This window comes from Ilumatobacter coccineus YM16-304 (assembly GCF_000348785.1).
In the GTDB taxonomy this organism is placed as follows: Bacteria; Actinomycetota; Acidimicrobiia; order Acidimicrobiales; family Ilumatobacteraceae; genus Ilumatobacter_A; species Ilumatobacter_A coccineus.
On the sequence record NC_020520.1, the window covers coordinates 3806013 to 3823806 of the forward strand.

Sequence of the window (17794 nt, forward strand, 5' to 3'; positions counted from 1 at the left end):
GACATGTTCGACGAACTCCACGACGCCTCGCCCCCGTCCGCAAACAGCCATCACTTCGCCGCTGTGGCGGAACGAGCGAACGCTATGCGACGGCGCCGACGCACGATCGTCGGCGCGGTCAGCGCGGTCGCCTTGGTTGCCGGAGGAGTCGTCGTCGCCACCGCGATCGGACGCGACCGGGACAACGAGCGCATCGCCACGTTCGATGCAGCGTCCGACCCAACGGCGCCCGTTGTCGACACGCCGCTGTCGCTCCCGGCATCGACCACCCCCGACCAGCCTGCGACCACGGTCGCGCCGTCGACACAACCATCGACGACCATTCAGGCGCCGACGACCACCGTCGTGGATGGCGGCGTCTCGCCCATCGTCGGCGAGTCGATCCCACTCGAATGCGGCGGCTTCCGAGTGTGCACGTTCGATCATCTCGCCGACGGTCGTTTGGTGCAGATCGGCAACGACGGCGGCGAGGCTGGCCCGCCGACTTTCACGATCTACGACGACACTGCGACCTCGGTCGACGCCACTGGACTCCTCGGCAATTTCGATGCAAGCAGCGCGTTCCTGGTCGATGTGGGCCCGGGCGACATCGCGTACGTCTGGTACACCCGACGCGATGAGAGCGAGACGGCTCGCATGGGAGCGTTCGAGATCACGGGCTCCGAGGCCGGTCGCCAGATCATCGAGTTCGATGTCGGCCTCGACTTCTCGGGCGACACCGAACAGGTGCCGACGCGTGACGGGTTCGTTCAAGTCGGTTGCTGCGGTCCCGACACGGTCCGGCCGGCACCTGACGCCGAGGTCGTGATCCCGTGGGTCGACCGGGACGGCAACGAGATCACCAACGACGACGACACGTTCTTCAGCACCAAGTTCATCGACCAGACGTTGACCATCACGGCACAGCGCGGCGACGACACCCGGTCGTGGGCGTTCCCCGACCGCGAGGCCGGACCGCGAGGCATGCCACTGCTGTACGAACTCGCCGACGGCCGAGTGCTCTACGACTTCGAACCGCTCCACAGCGGCGGAGACTCGTCCTTGCCGATCTATCTCGATCCCGATGGCACGGTCGATGTCGGCCAGTCACCCGGCAGCATCCTGCACGTCCTGCCCGACGGCCGGGCCGTACTTCGAGACCTCGAGGACCAGGCCTACGCCCTCGCCGAACTCGCCGAACCGGCAGCAGACGAGACCGATCCGATCTCGCCGCACCCCGAGTCGGAGGCTGCGACCAACGAGTCGACTCGTCCACTCGTGGCGATCACCACCGATGGCGATGCGGTGTTCTTCGACGCCGACGATGCCAACCCGACGTTGATCTTCGACGGTCCGGCGGTGGCCGAGTCGACGATCGGCGACGGCCCGAACGGGGCGCACCGCGTCGCCTACTCGCTGGCCGAGGACCGTGTCGTGCTGAGTCGCTGCTGCTCCCCCATCGTCGGCCAGATCGTGACCTCCCCGATCGACGACCTTCCAATGCCCGCCGACATCGTGCCGCCCACCGATCAGATGGGTGAACCCGATCTCGTCTTCGACGGCTACGGATACGCCCCCGCTCTGAACCTCGACGGTTCGATGAGCGCCTCGATCGTCGGCGACGGCCGCGCCGTGGTCGTGATCGATGCAGCGACCGACAGGTTCACCAACCTGAGGATGCCCGCCGAAGCCGGCGACCTCCAGGATCTCGTTTGGATCGACGACGATTCGATCGCGGCGATCGGCCGGGCCGGCAGCGTGTGGATGTTGTCGACACTCGACCACACCGAAGGTGTGTTGACCATCGAGTCCAGCCTGCCATTCGGCCTCACCAACGATTTCGACGACCTGGTGTTCGCCGGTGTCGCCCGAGACGGTGAGATCGCCGTGCACGAGGTCGGCACCGACACCGTGCTGAGCGGCACGATCGACGACTACGGCAACAACAACGGCGACGAAGCCGGCAGCTCGCTGGAGGTGATCACGCTTCCCGGCGTGACGACCTCAGCCTGGTTCTTCGACCCGGGTCAACTCATCTGGGTCGACACCGCTGGCACCCTCCGCGTCGGCGACCGCGTCATCGCCGGCACGTACACCTGGGCCCGCCGCTGACGCTCGACCTGTCGCGGCATGTTCGATGCCGCGCCGATCACGCCGTCCCGGTCGGAGCGTTTCCGGTCAGAGCGTCGGCGCCGGCCAGGCGTTGCTGGATGAGACACCGGAGCCATCGTCGTCGTCACGGCGTCGGCGGCTGACCGCCCACAGCGCCAGACCGACGAGGAGCAGACCGAGGCCCAGCAGCTGGATCGAGCCGTTCTCGGCACCGGCACGAGGGATGTTCGGCGTGTCCGATGTGGTTCCGGTCGTCGTGCTCGTCGGCGTCGTGGTCGGGGTGGTCGGCACCGTCGTCGGCGGCGTGGTTCCGGTCGGCGTGGTCGTCGGCGGGGCGACGACCTCGGCAGCCGGCGTGACCACGTCGACCGAGGCGGTCGAGCAGAAGATCGCACGGTTGGCCGGCGTGTCACCGGCGGCTTCGAGCCCGCCGAGGTCACAGATCGTGTACTCGAACGTGTCGGTTCCGTCGAAGCCGTCGTTGGGTGTGTAGGTGACGGTGCCGTCGGTGTTGAGGATGGCGGTCCCGTTCGGCGGCTGCGTGATCGAGGTGACGGTCACGGTCGTGCCGTCGCGGATGTCGTCGTCGTCGAGCACCGCGATCGTGACCGGGGTCGACGGCTGTGTGGTGTCGGCATCGTCGATCGCGACGGGTCCGGCGACCTGCACGAGCGGCACGTCGACCGAGTCGTCGGCGCCGTTGATGACCAGCGTGGCCGTCAGCGTGCCCACGGTCGGCCGCATGCCGGCGGGCACCGTCGTGGTGTCGATCGAGATCGAGTAGTCGCCGGCCGGGAGGTCGGTGAACTCGTAGTTGCCGTTGCTGTCGGTGACCGTCGTGTAGGTCATCACTCCAGCGCGGGTGGAGACGGTTGCGATCACGGTCACGCCGGGCACGCCGGTTTCGCCCGGGTCGAGTCGGCCGTTCTGGTTCTCGTCGAGGAACACGTTGTCGCCGAGTGATGCGGTGCCGCTGACGGCGAAGTCGATGTCGGTCGCCGGGGTGCCGCCGCCGACGGTCGCGACGGTTTCGAGGTCGACCGTGCTGTCGGGGTCGACGGTCGGGTCGACGATGCCATCGGGCAGCGTGGTGGGGTCGACGACGACCGTGAAGTCGCCGGGCGGGAGTCCGGCGAACGAGTACGCGCCGTCGGAGTCGGTCGTGGTGGTGTACTCGACCGGCCCGTCGGGGCCGTCCCACGTGGCCGTGACGGTGATGCCACCGAGGCCGGGATCGTCGGCATCGATGCCGCCGTCGTTCTCGACGTCGTACACGACCGAGCCGCTGAGCTCGCCCGCTCCCACGACCGGGAAGTCGACGGTGTCATCGGTTTCGCCCGAGGCGATGGTGACCGTCTGGCTGGTGCCGCCGACACCGGCGGCGTAGCCGCTCGGCACGGTGATCGACACGGTGTGAGTGCCGGGGAGCACGTCGACCGAGTAGATGCCATCGGCATCGGTGGTGGCGCTTCCGATCACGTTGCCGCCGGCGTCGCGCACTGCGACGGCCACACCGACGAGGCCGGGTTCGTCGCTCGTCTGTGTGCCGTTGCCATCGAGGTCGACGAACACGGTGTCGCCGATCGTGGCGAGTTCGTACACGCCGGCATCGACGTCGGTGATGGCCGCGCCGCTCGTCATCGTGATGACGTGTGATTCGCTGGTGCTCGGATCGATGTCGGAGTCGATCGTGTCGTCGCCGCCGACATCGGGAACGGTCAGGAACGAGCCCGCAGGAATCGACGGACGGACCGTGTAGTCGCCCGGAACGACGTCGGTGAAGGTGTAGACCCCGCCGACCGTCGTGACGGTGTCGACCACGAAGCCGCCGCCGTCGAGCAGGTCGACGTCGAGTTCGGTGGCGACGTTGCTCTCGCCGGCGCCGAGGGTGCCCGAGGCGTCGGCGTCGACGAAGATCTCGCCGGTGATGGTGCCCGGCAGCGTGAAGCCGAGGTCGACGGTGTCGACGAGGTCATCCGATTCGACGGTCACGTCGACCGGGTCGGTCGTGGTCGTGGCCAGTGCACCGGTCGGCAGCGACGAGGCGACGACCGAGACCGAGTAGTCGCCGGGCGCCAGGCCGCTGAACGTGTACTCACCGTTCGGTCCGGTCGTGGTGGTGACGGTGCTGACCCCGTCGAACAGTTCGACGGTCACACCCGGGAGTCCGGGCTCGCCGGCCTGCTCGATGCCGTCACCGTCGAGGTCGTCGAAGATCGTGTCGCCGATGGAGGCGGTGGTCGCGTAACCGAAGTCGACGTCGGTGCGGACCTCGTTCGAGATCAGCGTCACCGGGATCGACGACGCCGTGGTGGCGGTCATCTGGCTGCCCGAGTTGGCACCATCGGGGACCGACGTGCCGAGCACGACGACGTCGTACGAACCGGGAGCGGCGGTGAGTTGGTAGGCGCCGTTGGCGTCGGTCACGTCGGAGTCGACGACCGTCGCGCCGTTGCGGAGCTCGACGGTGACGCCCGCGAGGCCGACGTCGGCCGCTGCGCCGTCGTTCTGGATGCCGTCGGCGTTCAGGTCGTGCCAGACGTAGTCGCCGACGGTCGCCGCCGCCACGTAGCCGAAGTCGGCGGTGACGATCGGGGCGTCGCCCGACTGGATCGTGAAGGTCTGCGTGTTGCCACCGTTCGAGACGTTGGCGCCCGTCGTGGTGCTCGAGGCGTAGCCGGCCGGGATCGACGACTCGACGACGCGCACCTCGTAGGTACCCGGCGCCAGGTTGGCGAACGTGTAGCCACCAGCGGTCGTGGTGCGGCTGTCGACCAGCGCACCGCCACTCCACAGCTCGACGGTGAGCTCGATGCCGGGTTCGCCGGCATCACGCACGCCGTCGCCGTCGAGGTCGTCGAAGATCTCGTTGCCGATCGAGCCGCCGGTGAGTGCGGCGTAGCCGAAGTCGACGTCGTCGACGAGTTCGTCCGACACCACGGTGACCGTGGCCGGGTTGTTGCCGGTGGTCGACGAGTGCGTGGCCGGAACGGTCGTCTCGTCGACGCGCACCTCGTAGGTACCCGGTGCGACACCGGCGAAGGAGTACGCACCGTCGGTCGCGGTGGTGCTCGCGACGACGCTGTCGTCGCTGGCATCGATGAGCTCGACCACGACGGTGTCGAGCCAGGCGTCGGTGTAGGGGCCGTCGTCGTCGTTGCCGTCGGCATCGAGGTCGTGCCAGATCTGGTCGCCGATCGTGGCGGTCGTGTGGAAGGCGAAGTCGGCGTCGACGACGCTGTCGCCCGACTCGACCGTGCGGCTGATCGACGACGGCACGCCGGCGGACGCGACCATCTGCGTTCCGGAGTTCGCACCGTTCGGGAGCGACGCGGTGTCGACCTGCACGGTGTAGGTGCCCGGCTCGAGGCCGGTCACGAGGTAGGCGCCGTTGCCGTCGGTGTCGTCGGTTCCGACGAGGTTCAAGCCGCCGTCGTAGACGTTGACGGTCACACCGCTCAGCGCGGGCTCGCCGGCGTCGAACACGCCGTCGGCGTCGAGGTCGTGCCAGATGAAGTCACCGATGGTCGACGGGCGGGCGAAGCCGAGATCGACGGTGTCGATGAGCTCGTCGGACTCGACCGAGACCGATGCCACCGACGGGTTCGTCGTCTGGGAGTAGCCGGCGGGCAGCGAAGCCGTGACGACACGGACGGTGTAGTCACCGGGTGCCACACCGGTGAACTCGTACGCACCGGTGCCGTCCGTCGTGTCGGTCGCGACCACGTTGTCGCCGCTGTCGACCAGTTCGACGGTGACGCCGTCGAGACCCGGCTCGGCCGGGAGGTCGAGCACGCCGTCGCCGTCGAGGTCGTCGAAGATCGTGTCGCCGATCGTCGCCGTCGTGGCGTAGCCGTAGTCGACCGTGTCGACGAGGTCGCCGGATTCGACGGTCAGCGTCGTCGTGATCGCGGTGGTCGGTGTGAGCTGGGCGCCGGAGTTCGCTCCGACGGGCACCGTGGTGGCGTTGATCGTGATCGTGTACTCGCCGGGGGCGAGGCCGGTGAAGCTGTAGGCACCGGTGCCGTCGGTGGTGTCGCTCAGGCTGAGGCCGTTGCCGTTCAGGAGCACTTCGACGCTGGCGAGGCCGGGCTCGCCGTCGTCGATGCCGTCGGCGTCGAGGTCGTGCCAGATGCGGTCGCCGATGGCGGCGCCGAAGGCGTAGCCGAAGTCGATCGTGTCGTCCGGCGAGCCCGACAGCACGGTGAGGATCTGGCTGTTGCCGCCGGTGGTCGTCGCCGCGTTGGCCGGAGGCGTGACGGTCACCGTGTAGGTGCCGGGTGCGAGGTTCTCGAACAGGTAGGCGCCGTTGCCGTCGGTGGTGTCGACGAGCGGGGTCACCAGTGCGCCGCCGGTCAGCGTGACGGTCAGACCGCCGAGGCCGTCTTCTCCGGCGTCTTGGACGCCGTCGCCGTTGGTGTCGTCCCAGACGAAGTCGCCGATCGACGTGGTCGTGACGTAGCCGAAGTCGGCGGTGTCGACGTCGTCACCCGACGTGATCGTGAGGTCGATCGACTGCGGTGTGGTGGCCGTGTAGCCGGTCGGAACCGTGGCCGCCACGATGCGCACCGTGTAGTCGAGCGGTGCCGGGGTCACGTTCGTGAACTCGTAGGCCCCGGTGCCGGCGGTGGTGGTCTGCGTCGCCACGACGGCGCCGCCGCCGTCGACGAGTTCGACCTGGACGCCGCCGATTCCGGGTTCGCCGCTGTCGAAGGTGCCGTTGCCGTTGGTGTCGTGCCAGACGAGGTCGCCGATGGTGGCGGGCTCGACGAGACCGAAGTCGAGATCGAAGTCGTCGGTTCCCGACACGAGCGTGAAGGTCACCGAGTTGCCGCCGGTGGTCGACACGTGATCGGCGGGAACCCCGCCGGTGAGGGTCAGGGTGTAGGTGCCCGGGGCGAGCGAGTCGAAGCCGTAGATGCCGTTGACGTCGGTGGTGTCGACGAGGTCGGTGGCGAGCGCGGCGCCGCTGAGCGTGAGTTCGACTCCGCTGATCGGAGCGTCGCCGCCGGCTGCGCCGAAGGTGGCGTTGCCGTTCTCGTCGGTGAACACGAGGTCGCCGATCGAGATCGGCATGTAGGCACCGAAGTCGACATCGTCGAGCGATTCGTTGGAGTCGAGGGTGACGGTGATGCCGCCGTCGCCGAGCGTCTGGACGGCGCCGGTCGGGAGACCCGACACGATCTCGACGGTGTAGGTGCCCGGGGCGAGTCCGGTGAACGTGTACTGGCCGAGGCTGCCGCCGGTGCCGGTGGTGGTGGTGATCGGTGCTGCGAGGTCGCCGCCCGAGATCCGCACGACCACGCCGCCGAGGCCGGGTTCTCCGGCGTCCTGCACGCCGTCGCCGTCGAGGTCGTCGAACACGAAGTCGCCGATGGCGCCGGGCGCCACGTAGCCGAAGTCGACGGTGGTGTCGTCGTCGCCCGAGGCGAGCGACACGGTCTGGCTGTCGCCACCCGTCGTCGAGGTGTAGGTCGCGGCGGCGAGGTCACCGGTGTCGGTGCTGACGGTGACCGTGTAGTCGCCGGGCAGCAGGTCGTCGAAGCCGTACTCGCCGGCATCGCCGCCCGCCGTGGTTCCGGTGGTCGCGACGACCGGGGTGATCGCGCCTGCGGCCGTGGTGCCGGTGAGCGTGACGGTCACGCCTTCGAGTCCGGGTTCACCGGCGTCGAACACGCCGTCGCCGTCGAGGTCGTCGAACAGCAGATCGCCGAGCGATGCCGGAGCGATGAACCCGAAGTCGGCGGTGTCGATCGCTCCGCCAGAGAGGAGCGTGATGGTCTGCACCGTGCCGCCGGCGGCGCCAGGGGTCGTGGCCGTCTGACCGGCGACCGTGGCGGTCACCGTGTAGGTGCCCGGGGTGAGGTCGTCGAAGAGGTAGTCGCCCGCGCCGGCGCCGGTACCGGTGGTGGTCGTGATCGGGCCGGCGAGGTCGCCGCCGTCGAGCGTGACGGTGATGCTCTCGATGCCGATGTCGTCGGGCAGGTCGATGTCGCCGTCGCCGTTGGCGTCGGTGAAGACGAAGTCGCCGATCGAGCCGAGGGCGTAGTAGCCGAAGTCGACGGTGTCGATGTTGTCGGTCGACGAGATCGTCACCGTCTGGGCGTTGCCACCCGTCGACGAGATCGCGGTCGACGATGCACCGCTGCCGAAGACGGCGACGAACTGCGGGTCGTCGACGTCGACGGTCACGGTGTACTCACCCGGGGCGAGTTCGGTGAAGTCGTACGAGCCGTCGGCGAGGGTGGCCTGCGTGTTGCCGGCGCCCTGGCCCGGTCCGGTGAGGGTCACGTCGACGAGGCCGAGCCCCGTGTCGCCGGCGTCGAAGACACCGTTGGCGTTGTTGTCGACGAAGAGCTGGTCGCCGATCGACGCCGGCAGCGTGTAGCCGAAGTCGAGCGTGGTGTCGGTCTGGCCCGAGATGAGGGTCACGGTCTGCGTGTCGCCGCCCGTCGACGAGGCCGCGGTGGCGGGCAGATCGCCGGTGCCGGTGCTCACGGTGACGTCGTACGTGCCGGGCAGCAAGCCGCCGAGTCCATAGTCGCCTGCGGTCGCGCCGCTGCCGGTCGTGATCGTCGTGCCGGCCTGGTGGCTGGCGTTGGCGGAGGTTCCCTGCACCGTGATCGTCACGTTGCTGAAACCGGTGTCGCCGGCGTCGAGCGTGCCGTCGCCATCGACGTCTTCGAACACCATGTCGCCGAGCGAGGCCGGGAGCGCGATGCCGAAGTCGACGTCGTTCTCGTCGGTGCCGGAGGTGACGACGATCGTCGAGATCGTGGTGCCGCCGGTGGTGCTCACGGCGCCCGCCGGAAGTCCCGAGGTGATGGCCACCTGGTACGTGCCCGGTGCGAGCGAACCGAAGTCGTAGCCGCCCGAGGAGTCGGTGGTGTCGGTGACGGGAGTGAACGGGGTGCCGTCGGTGCGGGTCAGCGTCAACTCCACGCCGGCCACGCCTCGGTCTGCGGCGGCGCCGTCGTTCTGGAGTCCGTCGCCGTTCAGGTCGTCGAACACGTAGTCGCCGATCGTCGACGGTTCGTAGAACCCGAAGTCGACGGTGTCGTTCGTCTCGCCCGACGTGATCGTGACGGTCTGGCTCGAGCCACCGAGCGTGTTGACGGCACCGGCCGGTGCGGTGGTGACCGTGACGGTGTAGGTGCCGGGGGCAAGGCCGTCGAAGCTGTAGTCGCTTCCGCTGGTGGCCGTGGTGTTCGCCGGAACGCCGGGCCCGGTCAGGGTGAGGGTGACGCCGGCGTAGTCGAGGTCGTCGAGGTCGCGGTCGCCGTCGGCGTTCATGTCTTCGAACACTTCGTTGCCGATCGAGGCCGGCAGCCAGTAGCCGAAGTCGGCGCTGTTGTCGGTCTCACCGGATTCGACGGTGATCGTGTGGCCGGATGCTCCCTGGGTGAGGGTCGCTCCTGTGGGAAGACCGCTGACCGAGACGTCATAGGTGCCGGGGTTGAGCCCGGTGATGGAGTACGAACCGCCGGTGGCCTCGATCGAGGTGCCAGCCGGATGGCTCGCGCCGGCCGACGTCCCCGTGATCGTGATCGTGGCGGTCGACCCGCTCTCGCCGCCGTCGAACGTGCCCGATGCGTCGGCGTCGACGTACACCTGGTTGCCGATGGTGGCCGGTTGCGCGTAGCCGAAGTCGATGGTGTCGACGTCGGTCGCCGACACCGCGGTGAGGGTCTGGCTGTTTCCACCGGTCGTCGAGAAGGCGTCGACGGGAAGTCCGCCGACCACGTCGACCCGGTAGTCGCCGGGCATGACGCCGGTGAAGCTGTAGGCGCCGGTCGTCGCGTCGGAGGTGGTGGTGGCGACCAACCCGTCGAGGGCGTCGCGCAGTTCGAGTTGCACGCCGCCGAGGGCGACGGCGTCGGCTTGGTCGCCGTCGCCGTCGGGGTCGGTGAACACGAAGTCGCCGATGGTGACCGGTGCGGCGTAGCCGAAGTCGATCGTGTCGATGTTCTGGCCGGCCGAGAGCGTGGCCGTCTGGCTGTCGCCGCCGTTGGTCGAGACGAACGCGGCGTTCATGTCGGTGTCGGCGGTGTCGACCACGATGGTGTAGTCGCCGGGTTGCAGGCCGGTGAAGGCGTACTGGCCGAGACTGCCGCCGGTTCCGGTCTGGATCGTGAGGCCGCTCTGGTGCGACGCACCTGCGCTGGTGCCGGTGATCGTGATGTCGACGTCGCCGAGTCCGGGCTCGCCGGCGTCTTGCACGCCGTCGGCGTCGAGATCGTGGAACAGGGTGTCGCCGATGGAGGCCGGCTCTGCGTATCCGAAGTCGATGGTGTCGTCGGTCTGCCCCGACACGACGGTGACGGTCTGGACCGATCCGCCCGTGGTCGAGAACTCGTCGCCGTCGAGGTCGCCGGTCGGCGTGACGGTGACGGTGTAGTCGCCCGGGTAGAGGTCGGTGAATCCGTAGATGCCGTCGGCACCCGTCGTGTCGACGAGGCTGCCGGCGCCGAGGTTGCCACCGGTGAGGGTGACCGTGACGCCGTCGAGGTTGGCGTCGCCGACGCTGAACGAGCCGTTGCCGTCGTTGTCGGCGAAGATCAGGTCGCCGATCGCCGCCGGGTTGGCCACGCCGAAGTCGGCGGTGTCGACGGTGTCGCCCGACTCGACGACGATCGTGTCGATGACGAAGCCGCCGGTGGTGCTGACCGCGTTGGTCGCGAGGTCGGCGGTGTCGATGGCCACCGTGTAGGTGCCGGGAGCGAGCCCGGTGAACGCGTAGGCGCCGTTGGCGTCGGTGTCGTCGGTCGTGACGATGTTGCCCGCGTCGACCGTCGTGCCGGTGTACAGGGTGACCGTGACGTTCTCGATGCCGCGGTCGGCCACGGCGCCATCGTCGTCGATGCCGTTCCCGTCGAGGTCGTCCCAGACGTAGTCGCCGATGGTCGCCGGGGTGTAGTAGCCGAAGTCGGCCGTGTCGACGTCGTCGCCGGAGGCCACGGTGAAGGTGTAGCTCGGTGCGCCGAGCGTGTTGACCACGCCGGCGGGAAGCCCTGCGGTGACCGCCACGGTGTACGTGCCGGCCGGCAGACCGGTGAAGTCATAGGCACCGCTGTCGTCGGTGCCGGTGTCGGCCGTCTGGTTGATGTTGCCTGGGTCGACGACCGCGCCGTCGTACAGCGTGACCGTCACGTTGTTCAGTCCGGGCTCGCCGGCGTCTTGTGTGCCGTCGCCGTCGAGGTCGTGGAACACGACGTCGCCGATGGCGGCGCCCTGGAAGAAGCCGAAGTCGAGGGTGTTGTCGGACTCGTTGGAGGCGAGCGTGGTGGTCTGGCTGGTACCGCCGACCGTGTTGGTGTAGCCGGCCGGGACCGACAGCACGGTGACGGTGAAGGTGCCGGGCACGAGGTCGTCGAAGCTGTAGGCGCCGGTCGAGGTCGTGAGGTACGTGGTCTCGAGCGGCACGCCCGGTCCGGTGATGCCGAGGGTGACACCGGCGAGGCCGGGCTCACCGCTGTCGAACACGCCGTTGCCGTTGCTGTCTTCGAAGACGAGATCGCCGATCGACGCGGGGCGCACGAAGCCGAAGTCGACCGTGTCGACGTCGTCGCCGGACTCGTAGACGGCGGTGATCGTCGTCGGTGAACTGGCCGTGTAGCCGGTCGGCACCGTTGCGGGGTCGACGGTGACCGTGTGGCTGCCGGGCAGGAGTGGGCCGAACGAGTAGGTGCCGTCGGTGCTCGAGACGTTGGTTGCCCCGTCGAGTGTGACGGTGATGCCGGTCGCGTCGGTGATGGCCGGCTCGCCGGCGTCGAACACGCCGTTGCCGTTCACGTCTTCGTAGATGGTGTCGCCCAGCGTCACCGGGTTGGCGATGCCGTAGTCGAGCGTGAAGTCGTCGGTTCCAGAGGTGACGGTGGTGGTGTAGGTGGTGCTGCCGCCGGCGGTCGTGATGGTGGCATCGGGATCGAGGTCGGCGACGTCGATCTCGACGGTGTACGTGCCGGGCGCGAGGTTCTCGAACGAGTACATCCCGCCGGACGCGGTGATCGCCGTGGCCATGAGGTTCAGCGGGTCGGCGGTCGAGCCGCTGAACAGCGCAATCGAGATGCCGTCGATGCCCGGTTCTCCGGCGTCGTGGACGCCGTCGCCGTCGAGGTCGTCCCACACCATGTCGCCGATGTCGGACGGGTCGAAGAACGCGAAGTCGACGTCGAGGTCGTCGGTGCCCGAGACGAGCGTGACCGACTGGCTGGTACCGCCGAGCGTGCTCACCGCGCCCGACGGCAGGTCGGACGACGTGAGCGTGACGGTGTAGTCGCCGGGAGCGAGTTCGCCGAAGAGGTAGGCGCCTGCGGTGTCGGTCGTGGTGGTGATCGGGGTGATCGCCGTGGCGACGCCACCGGGGTAGGTGGTGCCGCTCAACGTGATGTCGACGCCGCCGTAGCCGACGTCGTCGGGCAGGTCGCGCGTGCCGTCACCGTCGATGTCTTCGAACACGAGGTCGCCGATGTCGGCAGGTGTGTAGACGCCGAAGTCGACGGTGTCGAGCACTTCGTCCGATTCGACCGTCACGGTCTGTGTGACGACGCCGGGCGTGACGACGCCCGGGCCGGAGTTGACGGTGTCGGCGAGCACGCCGGTCAGCGCGATCGACACCTCGTAGGTGCCGGGCTCGAGATCGTCGAAGAGATAGTCGCCGTTGGCACCGGTCTGCTGCGTCGAACCGCCCGGGTGCGAGGCGCCGCTCGAGGTGCCGACGATCGTCACGTCGGCGCCGGCGATGCCGGCTTCACCGGGGTCTCGCGTGCCGTCGCCGTCGAGGTCGTCCCACACGAGATCGCCGATGCTGGACGTCGTGGCGTACCCGAAGTCGAGCGTGAGGTCGTCGCTGTCGGAGAGCAACGTGGTCGAGCGCGTGTCGTCGCCGGCGGTGACGACGTAGCCGGCCGGAACGGTCGTCGTGTCGACGGTGACCGTGTAGCTGCCCGGCTCGAGGTCGGGGAAGAGGTAGAGGCCGGTGACCGAGTCGGTGGTCGTGGTGACCGGGGTGATGACGCCGGACGAGGCGGTGCCCGTCAGCGTGACGCTCACGTCGCCCAGCGGCGGTTCGCCGGCGTCGAACGACCCGTTGGCGTTCAGGTCGTGGAAGATGAAGTCGCCGATGTCGGCGGTGGTCCATGCGCCGAAGTCGGCGAGGTCGTACGACGATCCAGACACGATCGTCGTCGAGTGGGTGTTGCCACCGGTCGAGAGCACGTAGCCGCTCGGCAGCGACGCCGTGTCGAGGGTGACGGTGTAGTCGCCCGGGTCGAGCGTCGAGAACAGGTAGTTGCCGTCGCTGTCGGTGGTGGTGGTGAGCGGGGCGGCGAGCACCGGGCTGGTGAGGGTGAGCGACACGTTCTCGATCCCCGGTTCGTCGTCGGCGGTACCCGGCCCGTTCGCGTCCCACACGCCGTTGTTGTTCAGGTCGTGGAACACGAAGTCGCCGAACGTCGCCGGGAAGACGTAGCCGAAGTCGGCCAGGTCGTAGTCGTCCGACGAGCGCAGCGAGATCAGGGCGCTGCCGTCGAGCGAGGTGTAGGTGCCTGCGGCGAAACCGGACGTGTCGACCGAGACGGTGTAGTCCCCCGGGTCGACGTTGGTGAAGTCGTACTCGCCGGCGTTGGCGCCGGTCGCCGTGGTCGTGGTGTCGACGACGGTCGCTCCGTCGAGCAGCGACACGGTGAGCCCTTCGAGCCCGGGCTCGCCCGGGTCGCGCACGCCGTCGCCGTTGAGGTCGTTGAACACGAGGTCGCCGATCGTGCCGGGGGTGTAGAAGCCGAAGTCGGCGGTGTCGACCACGTCGTCCTGCCCCACGGTGTGGCTCTGCGTGGCGCCACCGGTGCTGGAGAGGAACCCGGCCGGGAGGTCGCCGGTGCCGGTCGAGACGACGATGTCGTAGTCGCCCGCATCGAGGTTGGCGAAGAGGTAGTAGCCGTTCGCATCGGTGGTGCGCGTGATCGCCGGCGCCGCGGCGTCGGTGCGCTGCGCGGTGACGGTGACACCGGAGAACGTCGGCTCGCCAGCATCGAAGATTCCGTCGGCGTCGAGGTCGTGCCACACGAGATCGCCGATGGAAGCGGGGATCACGTAGCCGAAGTCGGCGGTGTCGATGTCGTTCGCTGACGTCAGCACGTGCGTCTGCGTGTTGCCGTCGACGGTGGTCGGGTAGGCAGCCGTGCTGAGCGGGCTGACGTCGACGGTGACCTCGTAGGTGCCCGGCAGCAGATCGGTGAACAGGTAGTCGCCGCCGGAGGTCGTCGTGGTGAAGCCGCCGAGGTGGGACGCCGTCGGCGTGATGCCGGTGATCGTCACATCGAGGTCGGGGGTGGCTCCGGTGCCGATCGCGAAGTCGGCACCGTTCTCGATGCCGTCGCCGTCGAGGTCGGCGAACACGCGGTCGCCGAGCGAGACCGGGATGGCGTAGCCGAAGTCGGTGCGAACGTTGTCTTCACCGAACTCGAGGGTGACGTCGGTCGTTCCGTCCTGGTCGCCGTCGTCGTCGTCCATCGGGACGAACCCGGCGATGATGCCGTCGGTGACCGTGACCGTGTACTCGCCCGGATCGAGGTCGGGGAACAGGTACTCACCGTTGGAGTCGGTGGTCGTGGTCGTGATGAAGTCACCGACCGCGTCGTAGAGCGTGAGTTCGACGTTGGCGAGGCGGGGCTCGCTCGCGTCGACCACGAAGTCGCCGTTCTGGTCGTGCCAGACCGTGTCGCCGATCGAGGCACGGGCGACGTCGACGGTCCACGACGACATCACCGGCGTCGCGTTCTGCGCGCTGAGCGTGCTGGCGGTGTTGGTGAAGTCGTCGATGGTCGGATCGATGGAGGCGTCGACGGTGACGCTGATGTCGATCGTGAGGTTCTCTCCGGTGAGGAGTTCGCCGCCGCTGTAGAGGGCCGAGGGGGCGTTGCCCGGCACGGTCTCGAGGATGCGTCGTGCGAGCACGAGTTCGACGTCGTCGACGAAGAACTGGTTCGCGGTGCCGAGGCCCGAGGTCACGAAGCGAAGGTCGATGTCTTGACCGACGTAGCGCGTCAGGTCGTAGGAGATGTTGGAGTATCCGGCGTCGTCGGCTGCACCGGCGAACGTGTCGAGTTCGATCCACGACGTGCCGCCGGTCGTCGAGATCTCGAACGAGACGGAGTCGCCGGCCGCCAGCGACTCACGACGCCAGTCGAAGTTGACGAACGCCTTGTCCCAGTTCGTGGCGTCGAACGAACGCCGAATGCTGTTGTTGTCGCCTTGCAACCGGATGCGGTTGCTCCCGAGCTCGGAGATGATGCGGACGTCGCCGCTCGCGGGCGACCCGTCGTCGCCGGTCTCGATCCAGTTCGACGACCAGTCGGCGGTGTTGTTGTCGTACGCCGGGGTGTCGAAGGTGTCGGTCGTGGTGAGCGCTCCGCCGGGAGCGGGATCGTCGATCGGGCGGGTGACCGTGGTGGAGTTCCACGAGACCTGCGTCGGCAGCGTGTCGATGACGTCGATGCTCGTCTGCGGAGCGAGCGAGATGTTGGAGATGTCGAGCGTGTAGTCGAACGTCTCCCCCGGCATCACCGGATCGGTCGGGCCGGTCTTGGCGATGTAGAGGTCCGGAATGACGACCGGGACGATCGACGTCGCGGTCGAGTTGCCCTGGTCGGACGTCGCGTTGACGTCGTTGCGAACGTTCTGGACGAACAGCGGGAACGGGTTGACGAGTTCGGTGCGGAACGAGATCTCGACCGCAGCACCGGCTTGGAGCAACGGCACGTCGATGCCGCCCTCGTCGACCGGGAACGGCGTGCCGAGGAGGTCGTCGCTGACGGGGCCACCGGTGGCAGGGCCCGACGGCGACAGGTAGGTGACCTCCGTCGTGTTCGGGACGTAGTTCAACGTCGGCGGCAGGTTGTCGGTGACGTTGATGTTGGTCAGCGCGAGCGCACCGGCGTCGACCGAACGAATCGTGTACTCGAGCGTGTCGCCCGGGTTGACGTTGCCGTCGCCGTTGAGGTCGACGACGAGCCGATGCGACTTCGTCGTCACGAGCGCGGTGCTCGGCAGCACGGCCGTGCCGAGGTCGAATGCGTCGCAGCATTCCCCGTCGGCCGGGTCCTGGCCCCACGCGACCGAGATGAGCGTGCCGTCCTGTGTGTAGATGCGTGCGCCGGTCGCGTCGTTGTCGGACGTGTCGACGATGGCCACGCTCTCGAAGGCGTCGGCGGTGATGAACGGTGCCTCGGCGATGCCGTCGTCGTTGGTGTCGATCAGGTCGGCGGTGCCGTCGCCGTCGAAGTCGGCGTAGATCTCGATGCCGGTGTCGGTGATGTTGTCGAGCGGTGCGACCCAGATGCGGCTGTGGTTCGCGTCGCCACTCGGGTTGCCCTTGCCCCAGCCGACGACGACGCCGGGCGTGAGGCTCGACGTCGGGACGAGGCTGTAGCCCCAGTCGTACCCGTAGGTGAAGCCGGTGACGGCCACGGTGCCGGAGATCGCGATGAAGGGGTTGCCGGGCGACGAGAAGCGAGCACCCGACTGGTTGGGCAGTGTGTACGAACCGACCGCCGACGGACCCACGGTGATGTTGGCGTCGTTCGCGGTGCCTTCGGCATCGACCGCGATGGTGATCGTGTCGGTGCCCGGGTTGTGGAGGAAGACGGTGACCTTCTCGGTGTCGCTGGTCGAGCCAGCGGCGGCCACGTACTCGTCACCTCGGATCTCCTTCGGGAACAACTCGAACCATCGACCTTCGTAGGTCAGCCCGGTTCGGCCCGTCAGCAGGTGCGCCTGCGTCGGCTTCGACGACTGCACGGAGGCCCCGGCGTTGACGCCGCCGTCGATGTAGACCGACTCGCCCTCCTGGAGCGTCGAGACCGAGTCGTACGCGCCGTCGCCGTTCGTGTCGATCTCGACGAGCGTGTCGTCGTCGGAGGCCATCACGCTCAGCCCGGTGTAGTCGAACGCGGCGAAGCCGATGTTCTCACCGACCGGAACGTCGAACTGCGTGCCCCACTTCGAGAGGTCGGTGGCGGCAACGGCACCGGCGTGCAGCGTGCCGACGTCGGTGCTCCAGCCGGCGCGGGTCATGGCGAAGCCTCGCGTCGAGGCGACCTTGTCGCGTCCGTCGAAGCGGAAGTCGCTGCTGTTGCGCGGCAACTCCACGGTGTTCTGCAGGAAGATGACGGTGCCGGCGTCGACGTCGTCGGTCGCGGCGCCGGGCGTCGAGCCGTTGCTGTTGTCGTTGTCGCCCCACACGAGGGTCGACGAGCCCGGGGCCGGGTTGGCGATGTCGGTCTCGTAGCCGTCTTCCCAGTGGTCCCAGTAGATGACCGAGCCGTCGGCTGCAGAGGTGATGTCGATCGTGGTCACCGCATCGGTGAACGTTCCCGGTGGATAGATGCTCGAGAGTCCCGCGATGACGTCGGCGTCTTCGAACGGGACGTACATGGTGAAGACGGGGCGTTCACCCGCCGACACGGTGGAGGCTCCTTGGAGCAGGACGAGAGGCAAGGCAGCGATGGCGAGGAGCACAGCGATGCCGGCGCGACCCAGACGGGTGGCGGAGCGCACGGCGGACGACACGAAATTCACCCATATTCTTCGGCCAGTCTCACTGCCAACTTGAGAGTTTCTGAACTGGCTCAAGGCCGCCACGCTGCGTGTTCGTCCGCCACACGGGCGACGCCGGACAGACGTGTTCGCGGAACCGACTACCATT

At 68.3% G+C, this 17794-nt stretch carries 2 protein-coding genes; one reads left to right on the top strand and one right to left on the bottom strand.

The window, feature by feature from the left end; translation table 11 throughout:
* Positions 1-3 precede the first annotated feature (3 nt).
* Positions 4-2091 (top strand): hypothetical protein, encoded by a 2088-nt coding sequence (locus YM304_RS17065; protein ID WP_041298393.1) that lies wholly within the window; start codon positions 4-6, stop codon positions 2089-2091.
* 66 nt (positions 2092-2157) lie between these two features.
* On the opposite strand, the gene YM304_RS24850 is transcribed toward YM304_RS17065, so the two are convergent.
* Complete coding sequence (locus YM304_RS24850) at positions 2158-17667, bottom strand: SdrD B-like domain-containing protein (protein WP_162142103.1); 15510 nt, start codon at positions 17665-17667, stop codon at positions 2158-2160.
* Between the last annotated feature and the right edge of the window lie 127 nt (positions 17668-17794).